The organism is Leifsonia sp. A12D58 (assembly GCF_047530025.1).
Lineage (GTDB): Bacteria > Actinomycetota > Actinomycetes > Actinomycetales > Microbacteriaceae > Cryobacterium.
Genome location: NZ_JBLJAT010000001.1, coordinates 751139 through 775059, shown reverse-complemented (window position 1 = coordinate 775059; position 23921 = coordinate 751139). Strand labels below are relative to the sequence as shown.

Here is a 23921-nt window from a genome sequence, read left to right as displayed (position 1 = left end):
TGAACGTATGACGAAGACCCCAGAGCGCGAAACGCTCCATCTGATGCTCATGCTGGCGTTGACGTTCTCGACCGGCGTGATCGACGCTGTCGGCTATCTCGGCCTTGACCGGGTCTTCACCGGCAATATGACGGGCAACGTCGTCATCCTGGGTATGGGCCTACTCGGCGCAGACGACCTGCCGATCGTTGGCCCGTTGATTGCGTTGGGCTGCTTCATGCTCGGTGCAGCGGTGTCTGGCCGGGTACTCCGCCCCGTCCCCTCCGGATGGACCGCACGCTCCACAACCCTGTTCGGCTTCGTCGGTGCGATCCTCGCGGTGCTGGCCATCGTGCTGGCATTGTTCCCCCCGGAGATTCCGACCGGCGCCCAGTTCGTGACGACGGGCGCACTGGGCTTTGCGATGGGCATGCAGGCCGGCACCGCCAGGCACATTGCGGTGAAGGATGTCACGACAGTCGTCGTCACCTCGACGCTCACCGGCCTGGCCGCTGATTCGCGCCTCGGTGGAAACAAGAAGCAGCAGTGGAAGCGTCGTGCGGGCGCCGTGATCCTGATCGGTCTCGGAGCGCTGGCCGGCGCTGCCGCCCTACACATACACATCGCCCTCGGGCTCGGAATCGCGGCCGCCATCTCTGTCGCTGTCGCTGCTCTGGGACACGTGAAGAAGGTCACCCCGGAGGCATAACCGTTATTCGGCAGCGGATCCCAGCATTAATTCGTATGCTCAAGTCATGGCAGCCGGAAATTCCCCCCGGCCACTGACAAACGTCTGGTGGCAAATCGCGACAGGCTGCGCCGCGATTGTGGCGGGCGTCGGCGCGGCAGAGCTCACCAGCTCGCTCATCGCCCAGAACGGCAGCCCGATTCTCGTCGTCGGCGCACTGGTGATCGATCTCGTGCCCGGGTGGGTGAAAGAAGCAGTCATCGCCGCCTTCGGGACCGGCGACAAGGCAGTGCTCATCATCTCGCTCGCGATGGTGCTGCTCATCGGTGGCGCCGTCGCCGGCATCCTGGAGTATCGGCGTCCTCCGCTCGGTCGACTGCTGATCGTGCTCGGCGGTGCCGTCGGCATCTTCGCCGCACTCACCCGCTCTGGCGCGTCATTCATGGATGCCGTCCCCTCGATCGTTGCCGCAGTGGTCGGCGTCTTCCTGCTGAACCTGCTGCTGCGGCGACTGCACGATCGCGAACGCGAGGCCGCGACATCCGCTCAGTCACCGGGCTCGACTCCCCGCGAGGCGCTGACCCGGCGGCGATTCCTGGTCGCGACAAGTGCCAGTGCCGGACTCGGGCTTGTTGCGCTGTTCGCCGGGCAGGTGGTCGGAGCGGGGTACCGGGCGGCGAGCGCTGCCCGATCGATCTTCACATTGCCGAAAGCGACCGTACCCGCACCGCCCATCCCCGCGTCAGCATCCTTCGACGTGCCAGGATTGTCACCACTCATCACGCCGAACGGCGACTTCTACCGCATCGACACCGCACTGCAGTTGCCGGGCATCGATCCGGCCAACTGGACTCTGAAGATCACCGGCATGGTTGACAACGAGGTCACACTCTCATTCGACGAGCTGTTGAAGCTTCCCCTGGAGGAGAGCCGAACCACCCTGACCTGCGTATCGAACGTGGTGGGTGGCGATCTGATCGGCACGGCAACCTGGCTCGGCTACCCCATCCGTCATCTGCTGGCCCAAGCGAAGCCGCATGCTGACGCCGACATGGTGCTGTCGCGCAGCCAGGACGGCTGGACGGCCAGTACTCCCATCGAGGCGCTCACGGATGATCGCAACGCGATCTTGGCTATCGGCATGAACGGTGCGCCGCTCCCCATCGAGCACGGTTACCCGGTGCGGATGGTAGTTCCCGGTCTCTACGGCTATGTGTCAGCCACCAAGTGGGTGGTGCAGCTCGACGTGACCCGGTTCGACAAGGTCACCTCGTACTGGACCGATCGCGGCTGGTCGGAGCACGGCCCGATCAAGCTCTCGTCGCGTATCGACGTGCCATCGGGCGGGTCAGTCGCCGCCGGCGATGTAACGGTCGCCGGCGTCGCCTGGTCCCAGCACACCGGCATCAGCGCGGTGCAGGTTCAAGTTGACGAGGGCGACTGGCACGACGCGACGCTGGCCGAAGCCCTCAACATCGATACCTGGCGCCAATGGAAGTGGGTGTGGCCGGCCACGTCGGGTCAACACACCCTGCGAGCACGAGCGACGGATGCCGACGGCTTGGTTCAGACGGCCAAGCTCGCCGACGTCGTGCCTGACGGCGCGACCGGACTCGACAGCATCTCGGTTTCAGTGAACTGAACCGCCTATTTCTTCTTGTCCAGGCTCTGCTTCTTCTCGAGGTTTTTCGCACTCTCTTCACGCAAGCGTCTGCCCTCCTCGATGTCTGCTTGCGCCTTCTTGGCCGCCTTGTCACTCTTGCGGCTGTCGCGGGGAGGCAACTGGATGGCTTCTTCCGCTGCGATGCCGGCTTGCAGCTGCCGACCGCGCTCAAGCTCGGCATCGAATTCAGCGCCGAAGAGCAAGGCGAGATTCACGATCCAGAGCCAGAGGAGGAAGACGACTGCACCGGCCAATGACCCGTACGTGCGGTCGTAGTTGGAGAAATTCGCCACATACAGCCCGAAGAGCAACGAGGCGACAAGCGCAGCAACCAACGCCACGGTCGCTCCGACACTGATCCAGCGGAACTTGGGTTGCTTCACGTTTGGCGCCCCGTAGTACAGCACAGCAATGAGCAGCACTGCCGCGAGGGCCAACACCGGCCATTTCAGAATCGACCAGACGAGCTGGGCCGTCTCTCCGATGCCGAGGGCGTTACCGATCGCAGTTGTGACGGGACCTGAGACGATCACGAGCAGCAGCATGATCAGCACGAGAATGATTTCAACGATCGTCACGACGAGTTGCACAGGCCGGAGCTTCCAGAATGGCCTGCCCTCTGGGACGTCGTAGATCCTATTCATCGCCCGGCTGAACGCACCGACGTAACCGGATGCCGACCACACCGCCAGCACGATTCCGAAGACCAACCCTAAGCCGACTGCTGACGACGAGCTGATCTGTTCAAGCGGGCCGCGAATGACGTCGGCGGTCTCGCCGGGAGCAATCTCTTCGACCAAGGAGAGGATGGCATCGGTCGAGTTCTTTCCCTGGCCAAAGATGCCCAGGAGCGAAATCAGTGCAATCGCCGCAGGGAAGACTGATAACACCGCGTAGTAGGTCAGCGCCGCGGCAGAGTCCGGACACTCATCGGCGGTGAACTCTCGAAACGACTTGCGCAGCGCATATTTCCACGAACGCTTTGACACGTCGGTCGGGGACGCCGGCTTGTCTGGATGGTCCGGTGCCGGTGCCGGTGCCGCTTCTTTCTTTTTACGAGCCACGACTACCTCCTCGTCAGAATCAGGGGGAAAGACAACTGTATTACGCGGGTTCGGGTCCGCGGATCGCCGACTGCACGGCCGCTGTCACGTGCTCTGCGGTGAAATCGAGCCCGCTATCGGTAGACCGTTCGAAGACGATGGCCGTCATCTGGGCAACGGGGTGGTCTGCTCCCAGATCGAAGATGGTCTGCCTGATGATTCCGGTCAGTTTCTCTGCATCCGAAGCGTGCGGAAAATCCATGACAGGTTCGTCCTGGGTTCCGACACCGTCTTCGTCTGGGGATTCTGGGGCGTTCATTCGACACTCTCCCGTTCGATCGTGTGTGTCACGGTAACCCCTTATCGGGGCGACGTGAATGGACTAGTCGGCTTCCATGACCTCGTTGACCTCGCTGACTGAGCGGATGACCCTGGCGGGGTTCCCGACAGCGATAACGTCGGGCGGCACGTCCTTCGTGACCACCGCACCGGCGCCAATGATGCTGTTATCGCCGATCGTGACCCCGGGCAGCACGATCACTCCGCCACCCAGCCAGACATTGTCGCCGATGGTGATCGGCTTCGCGGACTCGAGCTTGTCACGCCGCATCCGTGGGTCGATGGGATGCGTTGGCGTGAGTAGCTGCACGTTGGGCCCGAGCTGGCAGTCCCGCCCGATGACGATCGGGGCGACGTCAAGCGCCGTGAGGTTGTAGTTGATGAACGTCCCGGCGCCGATACTGATGTAACTGCCGTAATCGACGAACAACGGAGGCTTGATCTCCGCCCCGTCTCCCAAGGTGCCGATCAGATCCTGCAGGATGGGCCTGGCTGCTGCTGCGTCCTCGGCGTAGGCGGCCAGATACTGGTTCGTCAGCCGCACGGCGCGCTGGGCCTCGACCATGCTGTCCGGATCGTCTGCGATGTAGTTGTCGCCGGCCAGCATCCGCTCGCGATTGGTCCGTGGATCTCCGGCGAAATAGTCTCTCGTCTCAGCCATGGACCGATCGTAAACGAGGCCGCGAACGTAGGCTATCCCCATGGACGACCGCGACAGCATCCCGCCCCTGGTGGCGCCCGGCGTGCCCCTCTCTCCCGAAAGCCGCGACAGGAACTCGCGCACCCTGATGCTCCCCGGATTCGGCCAGCTCGGCCAGCAGCGCCTGGCCGCGGCTCGAGTGCTCGTGATCGGCGCAGGTGGTCTCGGCAGCGCGGTGCTCCCCGGTCTCGCGGCCACGGGGATCGGCACCATCGGCATCATCGATGACGACATCGTTGAGACCAGCAATCTGCCGCGTCAGACTGTCCACCTGCCTGCGGACGTCGGCGGCTCGAAGGTGGCATCCGCCGCAGCAACGATCGCCGCGCTGAACCCGGACACCACGGTCATCACCTTCGACGTGCGACTCAGCGCGGCCAACGCGTTGGCCATCCTGGCCGACTTCGACCTGGTCATCGACGGCAGCGACAACTTTCCTACCCGCTATCTGAGCAATGATGCTGCGGCGCTGCGTGGTATCCCCGTCGTCTGGGGCGCTGTGCACCAGTTCGGCGGCCAGGCCGGCGTGAGCTGGGCGGCCAACGCACCGCAGTACCGCGACCTCTTTCCCGAGCCGCCAGCGCCCGGTGAAGTGCCGAGTTGCGCTGAGGCCGGTGTGCTGCCCTCGGTCTGTTCAGTCATCGGCGGCATCCTGGTGTCAGAGACCATCAAGCTGCTGACCGGCGTCGGAGAGCCGTTGCTCGGCCGTGTCACCACCTACGACAGCCTGCGCGGCACGTTCCGCGAGGTATCGTATGCCGCCGATCCCCTCGCAGCACCGATCACCGAACTCATCGATTACGACCTGTTCTGTGGCATTGCCGCAGCCCCCGACGCGCTGTCTGCGCTTTTTGCCACCGAGTTGCAGGAACGCCTCACGCGCGGCGATGCCATCACGCTGATCGACGTGCGCGAACCGTGGGAAGCCCAGCTGGCGATCATCGACGGCGCGGCCCTCATTCCCCTCGGCGAACTTGAGCAGGATCTGACCGACGATCCGGATGGCGTCGTGACAGCGCTACGCGACACCACGCTCGTCGTGTACTGCCACCATGGGCCGCGGGCCGAGCGTGCCCAACAGCTGCTCGTCGACGCCGGCCTGCCGAACACCCTGCGACTCACCGGCGGAATCGACGTCTGGGCCCGCGATATCGATCGCGCCCTATCCCGCTATTAGGTAGTGCGACACGCAATACTGATGTCATGACGCTCACCTGTTCGGCGGATGCTCACCCGTGACCACCGTTGACGACCACGCCCTCCTGATCGAGCGGATGCTTGCGCCTCGACTCGCCACACTGGCGGCAGAATCGGTTTCCGTGCTCGATGCTCTCGGCAGGGTCACCGCTGTCGATGTTCGCTCGGCCGTCGACCTGCCGTTGTTCCGCAACTCGCAGATGGATGGTTTTGCCGTGCGTGCCGCTGACGTGACGACTGTTCCCGTCGTCCTCCCGGTCAGCGACGAACTTCCGGCCGGCCCCGGCGCTCCGCAACCCCTGCTGCCCGGCACCGCTGCCAGGATCATGACGGGCGCACCGGTTCCCGATCGTGCTGATGCGATCATCCCTGTCGAAGACACCGAGCCCGGCGCCGGTCCTGCCCACGTGACGATCACTCGCACCCGAGGTGCCGGTGAATTCGTCCGCGAGCGCGGCAGCGATCTTAGTGCCGGCGATCAACTCGTGTCGGCCGGTGTCCTGCTGGCCCCTCGGCACCTTGCAGCTCTCGCGGCCGCCGGCATCAGCGAGGTGGTGGTGCGACGCAAGCTTCGCGTCGCCGTCATCACGACGGGATCAGAACTTGTGGCCCACTCTGAGATTGGGGTCTCGCCTGCGCCCAGTCCCGGCCAGATCTTCGACGCGAACCAGATCGCGCTCGTTGCCGCAATCACCGAGGCCGGTGCCGAGGTGTCGATCGCAGCCAGGAGCACCGACGATTTGGCGATCTTCCGTCGGATCCTCGATGACGCGATCGCTGCATCCGACCTGGTGATCACCTCCGGCGGCATCTCGATGGGCGCCTATGAGGTGGTGCGCGATGTGCTCGAACCGCTCGGGGCATCCGTCGGGCATGTCGACATGCAACCGGGCGGACCGCAGGCGACCGCGGTGATCGACGGGGTGCCTGTTGTCTGTTTTCCGGGCAATCCGGTGAGTACCCAGGTGTCGTTCGTCGTCTTTGTACGTGCGCTGCTGCACAGGGCCGCTGGGCGCTCGGTCGATCAGGCGATCTCGCTCCGCCTCGCGAAGCCGATCACGTCGGTGGCAGGCAAACGCCAGTTTCTGCGTGGCGCCGTTGTCGATGACGTGCTCGTCGAGCAGGTGGCAGGGACCAGTTCGCACCTCGTCGCCGCGATGGCCAGGGCCGATGTGCTGATCGACGTCCCCGCGGATGTCACTGCCCTTGAGGCAGGGACCGACGTGAGAGTGTGGACGCTATGAGCGAATTGACCCATCTCGACGGCGACGGCCGCGCTCGCATGGTCGATGTGAGTGACAAGGCTGTGACCACCAGGATCGCCGTTGCCCGCGGTCGTCTGGTCACGACAGCCGAGGTGTTAGCCCTCGTGCGTGCCGATGGACTACCCAAGGCAGACGTGCTGGCCACCGCGCGGATCGGCGGAATCACGGGAGCCAAGAAGACTGCGGACCTCATCCCCCTCTGCCATCCGCTGCCGCTGTCCTCGCTGAGCATCAACTTCGAGCTCGGCGAATCGAGCATCGAGATCGAAGCGACGGCGAAGACCACCGGGCGCACCGGAGTGGAGATGGAGGCCCTCACCGCTGTGGCGATCGCGGGCCTCACCCTGCACGACATGGTCAAGGCTGTTGATCCGGCAGCGATGCTCACCGACATCCGGCTTGAAGAGAAGAGCGGCGGCAAGCGCGGCCTGTGGACGCGGGCTACTGCCGGCATTGCACCCGCAGACTCGCCCGCAACTCCCCACGCCCACACCGCCCACACCGCCCACGTCATCGTCGCGTCAACCCGCGGTGCCTCCGGCGAGCGCCCAGACACCACCGGCCCCGTCATCGCCGAGTGGCTGCGCGAACGCGGGTTCGAGACCCCTGCCCCGATCGTCGTAGCGGATGCCGACATCCAGAGCGCGCTGGCGGCATCGGTTCACGAGCAGCCAGCAGTCATCATCACAACCGGCGGCACTGGCGTCTCCTCAACCGACGCCACCCCTGAGGCAACAGCCGCCCTCCTCGACCGGGATCTGCCCGGAATCTCCGAAGCCCTCCGTGCACGAGGACTGGCATCAACCCCGATGGCAGCGCTCAGTCGCGGCTTGGCCGGCGTCGCCGGCCGCACGGTGATCGTGAACCTTCCCGGCTCGACCGGCGGCGTTGCAGACGGCCTCGCCGTACTCACCGATCTGCTGCCGCACCTGGTCGACCAGGTCTCGGGATCGGCGCAGCATGCCTGACGTCTTCGCTCAGATCTCCCACGAGCCCCTCGACCAGGCACTGGCCGATTCCTTTGTCATGACGTCCGAGAACGGTGCACTTGTCACCTTCCAGGGTGTCGTGCGCGATCACGACGACGACAGGTCGGTCACCGCGCTTGACTATCAGGCGCATCCCGACGCTGAGCGATTCCTGCTCGAATGCTGCACACAGGTCGCTGCCGGCACTGGCCTCCGCGTGGCTGCCATGCACCGAGTCGGCCCACTCGCCATCGGCGACGTTGCGCTGATCGCATCCATCGCTGCTCCCCATCGAGCCGAGGCATTCGCTGCCTGCGCCGAACTTGTCGAACGAATCAAGGCCCAGGTACCCCTCTGGAAACGCCAGCATTTTTCTGAGGGAAAATCAGAATGGGTAGCGCTTTAGCCGCAAACAGTGCCCTACGATGTGGTTTATGCCGCAGATTCGGATTAAGGACGCAGCACGCTACCTCGGAGTGAGTGACGACACAGTCAGACGCTGGGTGGAATCGGGCCTACTCCAGAGCTCCCGTACCGAAGCAGGGCGCACAGTCGTCGACGGGCTCTCGCTCGCACAGCTGGCCAAGAAGAATGCGATTCTGCCCGATGATCCATCGACCGTTGGCCGATCCGCCCGCAATCAATTCGTCGGCCTGGTCACCGAGATCACCATGGACACCGTGATGGCCCAGGTCGAGCTGCAATGCGGACCACATCGCGTCGTCTCACTCATGAGCAGCGAGGCCGTCAGAGAGCTCGGACTCGAGCTGGGATCCGTCGCCATCGCCGTCGTCAAAGCAACAACAGTGATCATTGAAACGCCCACAGTGAAGTCAGGCAATTGATGAAGACGCCACGCTTCGAGAAAATTCTGGCTGCCACACTCATCACCGGAGCTCTTGTCATCGGCGCCAGCGCGTGTGCGTCGACAGATACCGCACCGAGCGGCACAAACGACGCGAGCACGACGCCTGCCAGCACAACAGAGGCTCTTGAGGGCTCGATTACCGTGTTCGCAGCGGCATCCCTCACCAAGACATTCACCGCCCTGGGCGCTGCTTTTGAAGAAGCGCACCCGGGCACGCACGTGACATTCAGCTTTGCCGGTTCGTCCGATCTCGTCACCCAGCTGACCGAGGGCGCACCCGCCGATGTCTTCGCCTCGGCCGACGAAGCGAACATGGCCAAGGTAACGACAGCAGATCTTGCCAGCGGCGCTCCTATCGACTTCGCCACCAATGTGCTCACCATCGCTGTTCCGCCGGGAAACCCGGCGAAGGTCACCAGTTTTGCCGACCTGGCCAGCCCCGACGTGAAGACCGTCGTGTGCGCCCCTCAGGTTCCCTGTGGCACCGCAACAGTCAAGATCGAGATCGCCACCGGTGTCACTCTCACCCCCGTCAGCGAGGAGTCGTCAGTGACAGATGTTCTCGGCAAGGTCAGCTCGGGTGAAGCGGATGCCGGCCTCGTGTACGTCACCGACGTCACCTCGGCCGGAGCCAGCGTTGAATCTGTCGGCCTGCCGGAAGCATCCGCTGCAGTCAACACCTACCCGATCACCGCGCTGACGGGCAGCAGCAACGGAGCGCTCGCTGCAGCCTTTGTCGCGTTCGTGATGGGGCCCGATGGCCAGAAGGTGCTCACTATCGCCGGTTTCGGTACGCCGTAGCAATCATGAAAATCAGTAGGGGAATGCCGTCAACAGTGCCGCGCTGGATAGTCGGCGTCGCTGTCGTCGGCGCGCTCTTTGTGCTGCTCCCCTTGGTCGCACTTGTCACCCGCGTCGACTGGGCCCAGTTCATTCCGCTGATCACATCAGAGGCATCGGTTGCCGCGTTGCTCCTCAGCCTTCGAACGTCCCTGGTTGCCACTCTGCTCTGCATCGTTCTCGGTATCCCGATGGCGGTGGTGCTCGCCCGCACTTTATTCCGCGGCCAGCGCATCGCGCGGTCTCTCGTGCTGCTCCCGCTCGTGCTGCCTCCCGTGGTCAGCGGTTTGGCGCTCCTCTATCTCTACGGACGACGCGGCCTGCTCGGCGAGACATTTGAGATCCTCGGCATCCAGATCGCCTTCTCGACGACGGCAGTGATTCTCGCCCAGACATTTGTCGCGTTACCCTTTCTCGTGCTCAGTCTCGAAGGGGCACTGCGCACAGCCGGTACCCGATATGAAGCAATTGCGGCCACCCTCGGAGCGCGGCCAACGACAGTGTTGGCGCGGGTGACCCTGCCCATCGTGCTGCCGTCGCTGATCTCGGGGGCTGTGCTTTCATTCGCGCGCGCGCTGGGTGAGTTCGGCGCCACGCTCACCTTCGCAGGGAGCCTGCAGGGCGTCACGCGCACGCTCCCGCTCGAGATCTACCTGCAGCGAGAAATCGATCCGGATGCCGCAGTCGCGCTCGCCCTGGTTCTGGTCGTCGTCGCCGTCATCGTTGTCGCGCTCGCTCATGGTGTGAGTGAGCCCAGCAGGACTCGGCTGCTGTCATGAGCCTCTCATTCGATGCCCGCCTGGCCGACCGCGGCTTCGACATCTCGCTGCGCCTCAAGCCCGGCGAAACGCTTGCCGTGCTCGGCCCGAACGGTGCAGGCAAGTCAACACTGCTCGGTCTGATCGCCGGCTTGCTGCGAGCGGATGCCGGACGGGCCGAGCTCGAGGGCACAGTATTGTTCGACGACGGACCGCGTGCCCGGCAGTGGCTGGCACCTCATCGGCGAGGCGTTGCGCTCCTCGCGCAGGAGCCACTGCTGTTTCCGCACTTGTCGGTGCGAGCCAACGTCGAGTTCGGTCCCCGCAGCACGGGAGCTTCACGCGCTGAGGCCCCGGCGATCGCCGAGCACTGGATGGTCGACACCGAGACTCTCGAGTTCGCCGACCGCCGTCCGCACGAGCTCTCGGGCGGACAGGCACAACGTGTCGCGATCGCCAGGGCGCTGGCCGCCTATCCGCGGCTGTTGCTGCTCGACGAGCCGTTCTCCGCCCTCGATGTAACCGCCACGGTGAACGTGAGGCGGATGCTGCGGCAGGTGATCGCCGGCCTCACCACCATCATCGTCACTCACGACGCACTCGATGCGTTCCTGCTCGCCGACCGTGTCATCGTTCTGAAAGACGGCGCCATTGTGGAGACCGGATTGACTCGTGACGTTCTTGAGCATCCGAAGAACCCCTTCACGGCCGAACTCGTCGGTCTGACGTTACTTACCGGCCGCCGCACGGTTGAGGGTCTGGTCACCGACGACGGAGTTGAAATCGCTGCAGCGCCCGACGGGTTGTCCGGCGAGCTCGACGAGCTCGTCGCCGCGGCACTTCGTCCGGCGGCAGTGCGGGTAGCCCGCGTGCAGCCAGGAGCCGAGGTACATGCGACCCCTGGCAACAATGTCATCCTCGGCACCGTGCACGATGTGGAGCCGCGCGGAGATCTCATCCGTGTGCGTACCGAGTGGCTGTCAGCCGATCTGCAACCCCGGCAGGTCGCTGATCTCGACCTGGCACCGGGAGTGCCAATACACCTGTCGTTCTCGCCCGATGATGTCGTGCTCTATTCGGTGGACGAGCACGTTAAATCCTGAGCTGCGGGGCTTCGTGATCTGCTCTGCCTAGCCGCCGGCGAACGGGGGCAGCACATCGACTGTCGCCGAAATCGCTCGTGCCGGATCACGGCTGACGACGGTATCGACGAGGAATGAGCCCGATCTCATCACGCGCTGCATCGGCGCGCCGTAGCGAGACTCAAGCTCGGCGCGCAAAGCTCCGAGGGTTGCATCGTCGAGTTTCAGTGTTTCTTCCTCGCAGCCAGCAGCCTCGGCCGCAGCCGCGAAGTAGCGCACCCGCACCGTCGTTGATTCCCGCACTGTCGTTGATACCCGCACCGTCGTTGACTCTGCCACCGGCTCCGCCTCCACACTCACGTCTTCACCATAGACGGGAATCGGGCTTGTCAGTGGTGGAATCCGGGAGGCGCCCCTTCGATGGGCATCGGAGATTCGAGCGCATCGAGAAATGCAGTCTCTTTCTCGATATCGGCGAGAAGCTGGGCGGCGATGTCCATACTGAGTCCATTGCGAACAACGATTCGCTGCACTGTCTGGTCGGCGAGATTGTCGGGCAGTGGATACGCCGGAACCTGCCAGCCCAGCATCCGCAGCCTGTCTGACAAATGGTAGAGATTCCAGTTGGCGGTGTGCCCCGGCTTCAGCTGCCAGGCGAAGACCGGGATATCTGAGCCGTCGCTCCAGAGGTCGAATGCACCGATCTTCGCCACCCCTGCCGAGAGATACAGCGCGACATCGCGCGTTTCCTTCTGCACAGACGCGTAACCAGACATTCCGAGCCTGAGGAAGAGGTAGTACTGCAGCAGCACTTGTGCACCGGGGCGAGAGAAATTGAGGGCGAGGGTGGGCATGCTGCCGCCCAGATAGCTGACGTTGAAGATCAGGTCGTCGGGCAGCGATGCCTTATCGCGCCAGACCACCCAGCCGAGGCCAGGGTAGACCAGGCCGTATTTGTGCCCAGACGTGCTGATCGAGTGAACGCGGTCGAGGCGGAAGTCCCAGACCAGCTCCGGTTGCACGAAGGGCGCGATCATCGCGCCGGATGCGCCATCCACGTGAATGGGCACGTCGAATCCGGTCTTCGCCTGGATCGCGTCGAGGGCTGTGGCGATCTTGTCGACCGGCTCGTATGTGCCGGTATAGGTCACGCCCATGATCGCGACGACGCCGATGGTGTTCTCGTCGACATATTTGTCGAGCTCAAAGCCGTCGAGCATCTTGTGCTCGGCGCTCACGGGCACATAGCGAGCCTCGACCTCGAAGTAGTTGCAGAACTTCTCCCAGCACACCTGCACAGCTGAACTCATCACCAGGTTCGGATTGTCTGTCGATTTACCTGCTGCCTTCCGCGCGTGCTGCCAACGGCGCTTGAATGCGAGGCCGCCCAGCATGCACGCTTCGGACGAGCCGATGGTGGATGTCCCGATCGTCTTCTCGGCATCCGGCACGTTCCACAGGTTCGCAACCATGTGCCAGCAGTCGTCTTCAATCTTCGCCGTCTGCGGGTATTCGTCCTTATCGATCATGTTCTTGTCGTAGGACTCGGCGTAGATCTTGTCTGCGGACTCGTCCATCCACGTCGTCACGAACGTCGCCAGATTAAGCCGGGCGTTGCCATCGAGCATGGTCTCGTCGTGCACGATCTGATAGGCGGTCTCCGGCAGCATTTCGCCTTGTTCGATGCGGTGCCGCGGGGTAGCCGACGACTCCCCTGGCCTCGAATATGACGGCGTCTCGTCGCCTGTTCCGCTGGTAGTAGTCATGACTCGGTGTCCTTCCGATCATGCGACGGTGCGTGGGCATCGGCGCGATTCTCCGGCACGGCTCAGCTGATGGGTCCTGCCCTCGCTAGCGAGACTAGTCACACCGGGCTTCACTGTGTACTGACGGGACTTTCGGCCCTGAGCCATACCCGCCGCGGTTTGTACGATCATGAAACGCCCGAAGCCCACACAAATCCGACACAGGAGCGACAATCATGACCAACTGCATTGTTTATTCATCATGAGTGAGTTCACACTGCCGAGCGAGGTCACCGACGGGTATATGCGCATCATCGTCGGGATCGACGAGTCGGACGGGTCCGTCCTGGCGTTGCAGCACGCCATCGGCCTCGCTCAGAAGTTCGGGTCGACGGTTGAAGCCGTCAGCGTCTGGCGTTTCCCCGTCTCCTACACGCCACTACCCGCCACCTGGAGCCCGGACGAAGACGCCAAACTGGCTCTGAAACACATCAGTGACACGGTTTTTGGGGCTGACTGGCCGAGCTGGTACACCGCGACGGTTCGTCAAGGATCCCCCGCCGACGTGCTGATCGCCCTCGGCTCGTCTGCCGATCTTCTCATCGTCGGCAGTCGTGGTCTCGGCGGTTTCACCGGCCTGTTGCTCGGCTCGGTCAGCTCGCAGGTTGTCGAACATGCGACCTGTCCGGTGCTTGTTGTACGGAGCCCCGGCGAGCACACTGACGACGGTCATTGACCAGTCGGTGCCGTGGACGATAGTCCCGCGCTCGCATCGAGAGACTGTCTCGCTGTGACATGCAGGATTGCTGCTTGGGTGCGATGCGCCAATCTCAGCTTCGACAGCAGCGAACTCACGTAGTTCTTCACGGTTTTCTCGGCAAGCCCGAGCTGTGTCGCAATCTGACGGTTGGTCAGCCCCTCGGCAATGAGGGCCAGAATCTGTTGCTCGCGCAGCCCAAGGGATTCAAGAGCGGATGTGTGCCGAGAATGCGTCATGGGGGTGACGGCAGTGCTGACCACGGCGGTGTCGAAGAGCTGGTGTCCGGCGGCGGTCGCGCGCACCGCGTTGATCAGCGTGGCAGCGCGAACTTCAGTCGTGAGATATCCAGAGGCTCCGGCGAGCACGGCACCGCGCAGCGCATCCTCGTCGTCGTGCGCAGTCAGGATCAAGCAGGTGGCCCCCGGTAACGTCTGTCTGATCGATCGGCAGACATCAAGTCCGCTCCCGTCCGGAAGCAGTAGATCGAGGACCACCACATCGGGTCGAGTTGCCGCTACTCTCACCAGCGCTTCTCTCGCCGTTGATGCTTCACCCACCACCTCGATATCCGGCTCTGCCTCGAGGTGTGCTGCAATTCCGCGCCGCACGATCTCGTGGTCATCGACCAGGAACACTCGGATCGTTGTGGCAGGCATCAATTACTCGTCGTTTCTTTTCGGTGCAAGAGAACCGACCGATTGAGGTCGCGCGACTGCCCCATTAAGTGCAGCGGCGAGCGCTGCTGTCAATGACCACATGCGATTGGGGACAGTCACGCAAGATTGGGTCAGCAGCACTCTTCGACTGACAAGCGGACCCTGCCCTCGCCAGCGACGCCAGTTACCCTCGGCGAAAGCGACGCATAAAGATCAAGCCTGCGCCAGCCATGACGAGCATCGCTGCGAGAGCGGCAAGCCGCACAGCGTCAAGTCCGGTCAAAGACAGCCGAGAATCGACTGCCCCACCTGCAGCTGTCGGTCCCATGGCCGATGGTATGACGTCCGGAGCGCCCACCGGTACCCCGACGCTAACCGAGGCAAAATCGACGTCGGTCAGAAACACATCCCCAGCACCGACGTTGGCGGCCCCGGCAACATGTCCGGCGGTCAGACCCTGAATCCAGGTTGTTCTACTTCCGCCGGAGACGTACAGGTTTGCCTCGTCGTATTCATCGGCACCATCACGTTCGACTGAACCAAATTGCGAACGTTCGATGACCACTCCCGCCGGGTCGACGGTCAAGGTGAAGACGTCAACACCTCCGGCCCCGGCGCTGATGCGCCCGTTGGTGTGGCCGACAACCAGAAGACGGCCCGCCGCATCCGTGCCCAGTGCCGCCCCGCGGTCGTCGCCGGACGAACCCTCCTGGGACACCCACTGGGTCGAACCGTCGGTTCCCAACGCCACGATGAACACATCCTTGTCCCCGGCCGAGGCAGCGCCGAGCGTGCCTCCGGTGAACCCGGTAGCCGCCACGCCGGATGCCGTGGCGACAAGCGCGGAGACCTGATCGCTCTCTGCTGTGCCGACTCTGGTGAGCCATTCGCGTGTTCCATCGGCAGTGAACTTCGCGACCCAACCATCGGATCCGCCTGCCGCTGTTGCTCCCGGCATCGCGCCGCCGCCCACGCCTCCCACGTAGACTCCACCGTCGGAACTCGCGGCAATCGCGAATCCCTTGTCTTCACCGGTGCTGCCGAACTGAGTGGCAAAAAGCACAGTGCCCGCCGCATCCACGTGCGCGACGATCGCATCCTTGTCGCCCGCGCTCGTGCCGCCCGGGAGGGTGCCCGAGGTGTATCCGGTGAGGAATGCTCCACCCTGCAGATCAGAGGCGACGCCGTAAACCCGGTCGGCGGCCGATTCAGACCCCAACGTCGTGCGCCAGAGTTCTGCTCCGTTCGCGTCGAGCTTGACGGCCAACGCGTCATCATTCGCGCCACCGGGGTGGCTCTGCCGCATGAATCCTGCGGCTACGACCGTGCCCCTTCCGCCGTCCACAACTCCATAGGCTCGCTCGTTCAAAACAGTGGCGATCGGTGTCGCCCAGACCTGATTTCCATCCGCATCGAGCTTTTGCACCACAATGTCGAAGCCGCCCTGGGCGTTCTGTCCGAGTAGCGCGTCTGCGGCGTTCACCGCGTGAATGACACTGCCATCGGTCAACCCCAGCACGCCCCCGGCCCGATCGTCACCGACCGAACCGAACTGTGCCCCGGTGAACGGAGCAGGAGGCTCGCTCTGCAGATATCCGGCCAGGTCGACGAGGCCCTCACGAAAGCCTGTGTCCCACACTCCCCAGTCGTGGCCACCGTTGTAGATGCGCAACTCCGCGCTCACGCCGGGCACCCGCTTGGCCTGGTTGTACAGGGTTGCGGCCTCGTAGTCGAGGTCGTGAATTGCGTCTTCCGGCTTCGGGTTCGCATACTCGTCGTCGCCGACGCCGATGAACAGATGCACGGGAAGAGCCGGGTCGAGCGCCGCGAACGAGGCCGGGTAATTAAGCGACTGATACCGGGCTTCGTCGTAGAGTGCATCACCGACGCCGTAGGCGCCGAACTCGCGCGTCGACGAATCGATCGGTGTCGACGGAGCATAGACGGCGGGGCTCAGCACGATTCCGGCCGAGAAGAGATCCTGATGCACTGTCGCGTAGCGCAGCGCCCCCGCTCCGCCCATAGAGTAGCCGCCGACGGCTCGTGCCGTCCTGTCAGCGAGGGTGCGATAGTTCGTATCAATGTGGTCGACGAGATCGGTGGTCAATGCCGTCTCCACCTTCATGCCCGGACTCGTGCCCGAGCGGGTTCCGGTGTATTCGGAGTCGACGTAATAGCTGCCGCCGTTGCTCCACGGGGCATCGGGCATCACCACGATCATCGGCGGGATGGCGCCGGATGCGATGAGCTCATCGAGCGCACCGGCCTCCTGCTGCCACGCCGCCTGAGAGTCGCCCCGGCCGTGCAACAGATAGAGCGAGGGGTACTCGGTCGCAGCATCCGCGTCGTAGCCGGCCGGCAGATAGACGGTGAAGTCGACCGCACCGCCAACCGCGCTGCTCGGCACACTGCCGGCGACCAGCTGGCTGCCGGCAGCGGCGTGAGCCGGCACCGCACCGATGAGAACTGAGGTTGCAAACAGCCCCAGAGAGATCGTCACTCCAATGGATTTTTCCCACATCATTGTGGTTCCCTTTCTCGGGGGGTTGCCTCGATATCTCGAGGAGGCTATTTCAGAGTCGGTGACTGTGCTGCAAGCCGGGCAGCGAGCCCGAGAATCGAGTGGGCTCGGCCAAGCATGGCCGGGTCGACCATTTCGCCACTGGTCAGGGTCGAGACCCCGCCGTCCTGTATCGAATTCACGACGGCGCTCGCCCAGGCCACTGCCTCACTATCGGGCCGAAATGCCTCGGCGATCACGGCAAGTTGGGTCGGGTGCACCGCGGTTCGACCGACCCAGCCGAGCGCACGGCCTCGCTCGGTATCGGCACGCAGAGCGGCAAGATTGCGGATGTCAGTGAACGCGGAGAGCATCGGTGCCGGCAATCCCGCCGCACGAGCCGCAAACAAAATGCGCACCCGCGCGTAGTCGATTGCCTCCCGCGCCGCCGTTCCGAGGTCGCTCGCCAGATCGGATTCCCCGAGCGCCAGCCGAGTGACCGCCTCATGCTGCGCAATAAGCACAGCGTTTTCTACGCCACGCGCTGTTTCGATCAGGGCCGTGATCGGGCGGCCGGGAGCCAGCCTGACGACAGCGTCGAGATCCGCGGTGGTTTCCACTTTGGGGACACGCAGTTCAAAGCTCGCGTGCAGCGGCGCAAGCGCGGTCAAGTCCGCCTGGAAATCAGCGCACGGTACAGCCCCGCGACCGGCATCGACGCCTGCCCCCTGATCGGCGTTGATCCGCACCTGGATCACCGCGTCGGTCTCCGACGTGTTGCGCGACGTCATCCACCGCACCACAGCATCCCGGGCAGCTGCCTTCTGATCGGGGGCGACGGCATCTTCCAGATCGAGAATCACGAGATCGGCGCCCGTCGCAACGGCCTTCTCAAACCGGTCGGGCCGATCCCCGGGCACGTAGAGCCCAGTGACGAGCGCTGCCGCGCTCGGATCAAAAGCCGGAGTGCCCCGATCGTGCTGCTCGGTCATACGATCCCCCGTTCGCGGAGTGCCGTGAGTTGTGCCTGGCTCACCCCGATCTCGTCAAGAACAGCGTCGGTGTCCTGGCCATGCCGGCGTCCGGCCCAACGGATGCCTCCCGGCGTGTCAGAGAGTCGGAATAGCACGTTCTGCATTTTCAGCGGCCCCAACTCGTCATCGTCGACACACTGAACCGTGCCCAGCGCCGCGTACTGCGGATCGGTCAGGATTCCGCGCACGTCGTAGACCGGTGCGGCGGCAGCCTGGGCCTGCTCAAACGCCGCCAGCACTTCATCCGTCGGGCGACTCACAATCCAGGTGGAGACAGCGTGATCGAGAACATCGGCATGCTGCGCGCGTTCGTGTCCCGAGGCGAACCAGGGTTCGGCCACGAGGTCGGGGCGCCCCACCATCTGCATCACGCGTTCGGCGATCGACTGGGAGCTTGTCGACACGGCGACCCAGTCGCCATCAGCAGTCAGGTAGACGTTGCGTGGAGCGTTGTTGACCGAGCGGTTTCCGGTGCGTTTTTGCACGGTCCCGAGCTGGTCGAAGGTCGTGATTTGCCCGCCGAGCAGCATCAGAATGGGTTCGATGATGGCCATATCGACCACTTGACCGCTGCCGCCACCCTGCTCCACGCCGCGTAGCGCGACCATGATAGCGAAGCTTGTCGCCAACGCCGCGATGCCGTCGGCCAGCCCGAATGGCGGAAGAGTCGGGGGGCCATCCGGCTCACCGGTCAGCGCCGCAAAACCGCTCATCGCCTCGGCCAAACTTCCGAATCCGGGGCGGGCCGAATACGGGCCGAACTGACCGAAAGCGGTGACCCGCGCGATCACCAAACGAGGGTTGACCGCGTGCAATTGAGACGGTCCCAGGCCCCAGCGTTCCAGAGTGCCCGGCCGAAAGTTCTCGACGAGCACATCGGCCTCCGCCACCAGCTTGAGCAGCAGCGCCGCGCCGTCTGGTGCACTGAGGTTGAGTGTGACGGTGCGCTTGTTGCGTCCGAGCGTCTTCCACCACAGGTTCACGCCGTTCTTGGCCGGGCCGTGACCGCGGGCCGCATCGGGCTTGGTCGGGTGCTCAACCTTGATCACATCCGCCCCGAAATCGCCGAGGAACGTCGCGGCTAGCGGCCCCGCAAAAAGCGTCGAAATATCGAGTACCCGGATGCCGGCCAGCGGGCCACCCGGCGAGGTCGGTTCAGTCATGTGTCGCTTCCAGGTCCCAGGCCAGTCGAAAACCAATGTTCGATGAGCGTTCGACGCCGAGCCCGGCCACCAGTAATTTGAGGCTGAAATCGGCGGTTTTCGGCCCGCCGTCGACGTACCAATCGGAGCCGAGCGACTGGTGGTCGCTGCCGCCCTTGAGCATCACGAAACGGGTCACGCCGTCGCTGTGTTCGCTCTCGGTCAGGTTCCAGACCACCGGAGTCGCCCGCTGGAATGCGGGATCTGCCGCGGCCACCTGCCACTCGAACTCGGTGGGCAGACGCGCACCGGCCCAGGCAGCATAGGCGCGGGCATCGGCCAGGTTGACCAGGGTGGCGGGTGCGTCGTCCTGCACTCCGAAACCTGCGACAGCCGCCGAGGCATCCGCCGTGAAGAATCGGTTCGAGCAGGCCGGCGTGTAGCCGCTGTCCGCCAGAAATGCAGCGAACTGGGCGGCTGTCACTTCGTGGCGCGCCACCGCGACCTCACCGAGAGTGACCTCGATCGTGTCGTGGCGCGCATCGTGCAGGCGCGGCGGGAGCGGCTTCCACTCCTCCTGATACGGAGCACCCTGGTACATGCCCGATTCACGCCGACGATGGGCGATGGGCAGCACTCGGGCGCCGGCGGCAACGACGATCGCATTGGACGGAACGCTTGCGCTCGTCGTCGGAATGACCTCGACCCGGTGTGCCACCCGGGCCGGGAACATCGCATCCGAACTCGCGCCAGAACCGGCGTTGTCGGCCGAAGCGGCACCGAGAAGGTCGGCCAGCCAGCCAGGCGAGGGGCCCCGCACCGCGAGGATTCCTGTGACGCCTCTGGCGGGAACCGTGGCGGTCCCATCAATCAGAGGAAAGCCCATTGTCACGTCGACGAGGAGGCCGTACAGGGCGTGGTCTTCCAGCACCGGCCCGACATAGTCGGTCGCTCCGCGGTTGATCACCGTCCACAGGGTGAGGTCGCCGAGCTCGTACCGCGACGCATAGACGCCCGCGGCCAGCGCTTCGGACCGGGCGTCGGTGAGTGGGGTCCAGTCGCCCTCGACCAAGACATCGTTCAGCGCCCGCTGCACCCGGAGCATCCGTCGCAGTGTTCCCTTGTCGCGTTCATTCCAGCCGACCCAGACGCCGAAGACGGCGTCCCAGACCAGCATGCCCGTGCCGTTCATCCAGGCGGACTGCAGTTCGGCGCTGTGGTCATGATTCCACCGACGGGTGGAATGCATCATGTGCCGTCGCTCGTACCAGTGCGCACGCATGACGCCGGGGGCGTCGCTGTCGGCGAACCACTGGGCCCAGCTCAGCTGGTGGTCTTCGATGCGCTGGTTGGGCACCCGAGATTCTCCCTCGAGCACCTGGGGTGGGGTGGCATTCAGGAGTGCGGCGATCAGGCTGGCGTCTCCCTCTTTCATCGTGTCGAGAAAGACGCCGTCGACGCCGAGTTCGCCCACGATGAGCGCCAGCTCGGCTGGGTCGTCGTGCGCGGCGCGGCGGGTGCCGGTGTCCCACGGGTTGTAGTCGATGAAGACTTTGAGACCGCGCTGCTGCAACGTCGCGATCACCTCGGTCAGACCGGGTACGTCACGGTAGAAATCGAACTGGTTGCGGTCGTCGATGCCGATGATCGGGTAGGCATGCCAGAGCACGATTCCGTCGAATCCGCCGTGATCGCGCGTCGATTCCAGAAATGCGTCGACGGTGAAGCGCTGGCTGGCATGGTCGAAGAGACGCTCGTCAAAGAGCCAGGTCAACGCCACGCTGTAGCAAGCCCTGGTCCATCGGGAGTGCTCCAACTCGTAGATCGCCCCGCTGTAGTCGAGCCGATCCCGCGCCGATTCACGCCAGGTCTGCAGCGATGCGCGCCAGGCCGGCCAGTCCGCCGGGTCGTCGGGTGCGGCGAAAATCTTGGCAATATCGCCGACGGCAGAATCGAGAAGGCCATCGGCCGGCAGGTACGTGGGCAGGTCGATCGATCGTGGCACCAACGGGTTGATCTCGTTGGTGTTCGTCTCGTCGGGGTCGATCTGCTGCTGCAGCGTGCTCATCGGTTCGCCCCCGTCGCCAGAGCGAGCGTGCGCTGGGCCAGGTCGTCGAAGCGTGATTCGTTGAACCCCGGAATGCTCGAGGCAAGCGTGTTGTGCAACGGATCGATCCAGGTCGGTGGCAGAGCGGATGCCCCGGCCAGCGCCCCACAGATCGAGCCGACGGTGGCACCGGTCGAGTCGGTGTCCCAACCTCCCGTCACGGCGAGAGTGATGGCCGTCGCAAAATCGCCATTGCTGCGAGTGAGCGCGAAGGCGAGAAGCGCTGAGTTGTTCAGCACATGCACCCAGTGCAGCTGACCGTACTCGGCGTAGATCGCGTCAAGCGCTGCCTCGGTGTCGAGGGACGACTCGGCAACAGCGACACCGAAACGGATTGCTGCGGCGTAGCGGCTCTCGAGTGGAACGACGCTCAATCCAGCTTCGATCACCTCTCCGACGGTGTCGGCCACGAGCGCGGCCGAACAGGCGGCGGCAGCGAACAACGCCCCGTAGAGCCCGCTTCGTCCGTGGCTGAGTCGCGCGTCAGTCCAGGCCAGTGTTGCTGCACGGCGGGCGTCGCCCGGCGAGACCCAGCCGTAGATATCCGTGCGAATCTGCGCGCCGATCCAGTCCCGGAAGGGGTTCTGAACCAGTCCGGCGTCGACCGGCTCGTAGCCGTCGAGCAGGTTGCGGTAGACGATCCGTTCGGCCGTGAACACGCGGCCGCCGGGAAGATTGGCGAGCCAGGATTGCGCGACATCGTCGGTGCTGAACCCGGTGCCGATGCGCTCGAGAAGATCGAGGGCGATCAGCGGAAAGTTGAGGTCGTCATCTTCTGGCATGCCGTTGATGTTCTCGACCAGGCTGGTCGGGCGGCTCCGACGATTCCAGGGGAATGCCGCAGCGACGACTGGGTCGAGACCGATCTCGGTGAAATACGAGGAAACCGGCCAGTTCCCGGTCGACTCGGCGATGGCACGGATGCCCTCCCGCGAGATCTTCTCGACGGGCTTTCCGAGCAGACAACCGGAGGCACGGCCCAGCCAGGCGCCGAGCACCCGGTCGGACAGTTCATCGGCGGTCACCGCCGAAAAGATCGGGGATTCCGCGGCCAATGCGAGAAGCTCGGCCAGCTGATCGGGTTCGCGAACGCTCAGTTCGCGTGGAACCGAGCGCTCGTCGACCGCACGCAGAAGTTCGCGGGCGAGGAGGCGCAGTGGTTCGGCGGCGGGAACCGAGGTTGCACCGTTGACCGCGGCAACATCGCTACCACCGGCATCGATCCAGCGTTGACGGATGTCGGCGACGTCAACGCCGTCGAGGTCGGCAGCAACGAGTGCGTGCGGCAGCAAGTCTTCGGGTTGGGTCCAACTCAGGCGCAGCACTACTTGCTGCCCGCCAAAGCCGGCGCATCTGCAGCTACGACGGGTGCCGCGAGCGCGGCCATCGAGGCGGCGCGGCTGTCGAAACGTCGCTGGTCGGCGGCCCACACGTCGCGGGCGACGGCGGCCATCGTCGGGCCGGTGGCACAGATGTCCATCCGGCTTCCTTCGTTGACACCCGTGATCCACTCGCTCGGAAGACTTGCCGTGCCGCCGAGCGCACCGGCGATCGAGCCGGCCATCACCGCGATGGAATCGGAGTCGCGCCCGTAGTTGATCGAGCCGAGGACGGCTTCGGAGTAGTCGCCTCGGGCGGCAACGAGCATGCCGAGCGCGATCGGGAGTTCTTCGATCGACTTGGTGCGGCTCGGAATCCGGGCGTCTCGGGCGGGAGCTCGGTAGTTGGGGCCGACGGTGTCGAATGGCGACACTGCCGCGCGCAACGAAGCCAGGCCACTGCGCCAATCGGTCACAGAGGATGCAGCCTCGACAACGGCTTCGATCGCGTCGCGGGTGCCGTCTTTGGCCAGGCGCAACGCCACGGCAATCACGTGGTCGACCGACGAACCGACGCGCATGGCCTCGGCGACGGCGGCGGCATAAACCCCGGCTGCTTCGCGACCGTAGCTGGACTGGTGGGCGCCGGCCACGTCAATGGCTTCCGCATAGGCACCGTCAGCTGAACCGGCGTTGACGATTCCGATTGGGGCGACATACATCGTCGCGCCGCAGTTCACGATGTTTCCGACACCGGCTTCACGCGGATCGATATGCCCGTACTGCAAGCGTGTGACCAGCCACTTTTCGGCGAGAAAGATGCGGTGGAGCAAGAGCGATTCGGTTTCCAGCTCCGGAATCCAGCGCTTCTCGCTCGACAGCAATGGAACTAAGTGTTCGGCAATATCGAACGCGTCGAGGTGATCACGCACGGTGTCATAGACCTCGACCAGAACGTTGGTCATCAGAGTGTCATCGGTGATGTGCCCATCGCCCTTGTGATACGGCGAAATAGGGCGCGCATTCTTCCAATCAGAGAGGAAGGGCGGAACGATTCCCGTGATGAATCCGTTGTAGCGTTCCTGGATTGCTTCAGGAGTGTTGCCTTCTGCCGCACCTCCGAGCGCATCGCCGATGGCTGCACCGGCGAGTGCTCCGGTTGCTTTGTCCTCGAGCAGGTCCATCAGATATCTCCTTGATGCTGTGATGATCGTGTGGTGATGAGTGTGGTGCGGTCGCGCTGTGGTGTGTCGTGCGGTGGTGCGGCG

23 protein-coding genes are annotated in these 23921 nt (G+C 64.2%); 11 read left to right on the top strand and 12 right to left on the bottom strand.

Annotation, left to right across the window (positions count from 1 at the left end; all coding sequences use genetic code 11):
- Positions 1–7: 7 nt before the first annotated feature.
- Together ACMT3I_RS03760 and ACMT3I_RS03755 are read left to right on the top strand one after the other, a co-directional pair.
- The gene (locus ACMT3I_RS03760) at positions 8–688 is read left to right on the top strand and encodes a YoaK family protein (RefSeq protein ID WP_414803095.1); all 681 of its coding nucleotides are present in this window, start codon (positions 8–10) and stop codon (positions 686–688) included.
- A gap of 46 nt (positions 689–734) precedes the next feature.
- A complete protein-coding gene (locus ACMT3I_RS03755; protein WP_414803094.1) occupies positions 735–2309 on the top strand; it encodes a molybdopterin-dependent oxidoreductase in 1575 nt (524 codons plus the stop codon).
- 5 nt (positions 2310–2314) lie between these two features.
- On the opposite strand, the gene ACMT3I_RS03750 is transcribed toward ACMT3I_RS03755, so the two are convergent.
- The 3 genes from ACMT3I_RS03750 to ACMT3I_RS03740 all read right to left on the bottom strand — a co-directional run bounded on the left by ACMT3I_RS03750 (position 2315) and on the right by ACMT3I_RS03740 (position 4373).
- Positions 2315–3394 (bottom strand): YihY/virulence factor BrkB family protein, encoded by a 1080-nt coding sequence (locus ACMT3I_RS03750; protein WP_414803093.1) that lies wholly within the window; start codon positions 3392–3394, stop codon positions 2315–2317.
- 40 nt (positions 3395–3434) lie between these two features.
- Complete coding sequence (locus ACMT3I_RS03745) at positions 3435–3692, bottom strand: hypothetical protein (RefSeq protein WP_414803092.1); 258 nt, start codon at positions 3690–3692, stop codon at positions 3435–3437.
- Positions 3693–3755: 63 nt separating this feature from the next.
- On the bottom strand, positions 3756–4373 hold the full coding sequence (locus tag ACMT3I_RS03740; protein WP_414803091.1) for a sugar O-acetyltransferase: 618 nt from the start codon (positions 4371–4373) through the stop codon (positions 3756–3758).
- Between the two features lie 40 nt (positions 4374–4413).
- On the opposite strand from ACMT3I_RS03740, the gene ACMT3I_RS03735 reads away from it, so the two are divergent.
- Genes ACMT3I_RS03735 through ACMT3I_RS03700 form a run of 8 tightly spaced genes read left to right on the top strand, consistent with a single transcriptional unit; the run spans position 4414 to position 11411 of the window.
- Positions 4414–5589 (top strand): ThiF family adenylyltransferase, encoded by a 1176-nt coding sequence (locus ACMT3I_RS03735; protein WP_414803090.1) that lies wholly within the window; start codon positions 4414–4416, stop codon positions 5587–5589.
- Between the two features lie 58 nt (positions 5590–5647).
- Positions 5648–6853: a gephyrin-like molybdotransferase Glp gene (glp, locus tag ACMT3I_RS03730; RefSeq protein ID WP_414803089.1), complete on the top strand. Its 1206-nt coding sequence runs from the start codon at positions 5648–5650 to the stop codon at positions 6851–6853.
- Complete coding sequence (gene moaCB, locus ACMT3I_RS03725; protein ID WP_414803088.1) at positions 6850–7842, top strand: bifunctional molybdenum cofactor biosynthesis protein MoaC/MoaB; 993 nt, start codon at positions 6850–6852, stop codon at positions 7840–7842. The genes glp and moaCB overlap by 4 nt, the downstream gene beginning before the upstream one ends.
- Positions 7835–8248 carry a molybdenum cofactor biosynthesis protein MoaE gene (locus ACMT3I_RS03720; protein WP_414803087.1) on the top strand — a complete coding sequence of 138 codons (414 nt, stop codon included), beginning with the start codon at positions 7835–7837 and terminating at the stop codon, positions 8246–8248. The genes moaCB and ACMT3I_RS03720 overlap by 8 nt, the downstream gene beginning before the upstream one ends.
- 28 nt (positions 8249–8276) lie before the next feature.
- Entirely contained in the window at positions 8277–8687 is a 411-nt protein-coding gene (locus ACMT3I_RS03715; protein ID WP_414803086.1) for a TOBE domain-containing protein, read from the top strand.
- Positions 8687–9511, top strand: a complete 825-nt coding sequence (gene modA / locus ACMT3I_RS03710) for a molybdate ABC transporter substrate-binding protein (RefSeq protein ID WP_414803085.1) — start codon at positions 8687–8689, stop codon at positions 9509–9511. The genes ACMT3I_RS03715 and modA overlap by 1 nt, the downstream gene beginning before the upstream one ends.
- A 5-nt stretch (positions 9512–9516) precedes the next feature.
- On the top strand, positions 9517–10329 hold the full coding sequence (locus tag ACMT3I_RS03705; protein ID WP_414803084.1) for an ABC transporter permease: 813 nt from the start codon (positions 9517–9519) through the stop codon (positions 10327–10329).
- Entirely contained in the window at positions 10326–11411 is a 1086-nt protein-coding gene (locus tag ACMT3I_RS03700; RefSeq protein WP_414803083.1) for a sulfate/molybdate ABC transporter ATP-binding protein, read from the top strand. The genes ACMT3I_RS03705 and ACMT3I_RS03700 overlap by 4 nt, the downstream gene beginning before the upstream one ends.
- 27 nt (positions 11412–11438) lie before the next feature.
- Here the strand turns inward: ACMT3I_RS03700 and ACMT3I_RS03695 are convergent, their stop codons facing one another.
- Both ACMT3I_RS03695 and ACMT3I_RS03690 read right to left on the bottom strand, forming a co-directional pair.
- The gene (locus tag ACMT3I_RS03695; protein ID WP_414803082.1) at positions 11439–11750 is read right to left on the bottom strand and encodes a MoaD/ThiS family protein; all 312 of its coding nucleotides are present in this window, start codon (positions 11748–11750) and stop codon (positions 11439–11441) included.
- Between the two features lie 29 nt (positions 11751–11779).
- Positions 11780–13156 (bottom strand): glutamate decarboxylase, encoded by a 1377-nt coding sequence (locus ACMT3I_RS03690; protein ID WP_414803081.1) that lies wholly within the window; start codon positions 13154–13156, stop codon positions 11780–11782.
- Positions 13157–13397: 241 nt separating this feature from the next.
- On the opposite strand from ACMT3I_RS03690, the gene ACMT3I_RS03685 reads away from it, so the two are divergent.
- A complete protein-coding gene (locus tag ACMT3I_RS03685; protein ID WP_414803080.1) occupies positions 13398–13871 on the top strand; it encodes a universal stress protein in 474 nt (157 codons plus the stop codon).
- Here ACMT3I_RS03685 and ACMT3I_RS03680 read toward each other — a convergent pair.
- From ACMT3I_RS03680 to ACMT3I_RS03650, 7 genes are all read right to left on the bottom strand, one after another.
- Positions 13865–14551: a response regulator gene (locus tag ACMT3I_RS03680; RefSeq protein ID WP_414803079.1), complete on the bottom strand. Its 687-nt coding sequence runs from the start codon at positions 14549–14551 to the stop codon at positions 13865–13867. The genes ACMT3I_RS03685 and ACMT3I_RS03680 overlap by 7 nt on opposite strands.
- 184 nt (positions 14552–14735) lie before the next feature.
- The gene (locus ACMT3I_RS03675; protein ID WP_414803078.1) at positions 14736–17051 is read right to left on the bottom strand and encodes an alpha/beta hydrolase; all 2316 of its coding nucleotides are present in this window, start codon (positions 17049–17051) and stop codon (positions 14736–14738) included.
- A gap of 68 nt (positions 17052–17119) precedes the next feature.
- On the bottom strand, positions 17120–18043 hold the full coding sequence (locus ACMT3I_RS03670) for an HpcH/HpaI aldolase/citrate lyase family protein (RefSeq protein ID WP_414803077.1): 924 nt from the start codon (positions 18041–18043) through the stop codon (positions 17120–17122).
- Positions 18040–19248 carry a CaiB/BaiF CoA transferase family protein gene (locus ACMT3I_RS03665; RefSeq protein WP_414803076.1) on the bottom strand — a complete coding sequence of 403 codons (1209 nt, stop codon included), beginning with the start codon at positions 19246–19248 and terminating at the stop codon, positions 18040–18042. Before ACMT3I_RS03665 ends, ACMT3I_RS03670 begins: the two co-directional genes overlap by 4 nt.
- The gene (locus ACMT3I_RS03660) at positions 19241–21295 is read right to left on the bottom strand and encodes an SUMF1/EgtB/PvdO family nonheme iron enzyme (RefSeq protein WP_414803075.1); all 2055 of its coding nucleotides are present in this window, start codon (positions 21293–21295) and stop codon (positions 19241–19243) included. Before ACMT3I_RS03660 ends, ACMT3I_RS03665 begins: the two co-directional genes overlap by 8 nt.
- Positions 21292–22659 carry an ADP-ribosylglycohydrolase family protein gene (locus ACMT3I_RS03655; protein WP_414803074.1) on the bottom strand — a complete coding sequence of 456 codons (1368 nt, stop codon included), beginning with the start codon at positions 22657–22659 and terminating at the stop codon, positions 21292–21294. The genes ACMT3I_RS03660 and ACMT3I_RS03655 overlap by 4 nt, the downstream gene beginning before the upstream one ends.
- Positions 22659–23837 (bottom strand): ADP-ribosylglycohydrolase family protein, encoded by a 1179-nt coding sequence (locus ACMT3I_RS03650; RefSeq protein WP_414803073.1) that lies wholly within the window; start codon positions 23835–23837, stop codon positions 22659–22661. The genes ACMT3I_RS03655 and ACMT3I_RS03650 overlap by 1 nt, the downstream gene beginning before the upstream one ends.
- Positions 23838–23921 lie beyond the last annotated feature (84 nt).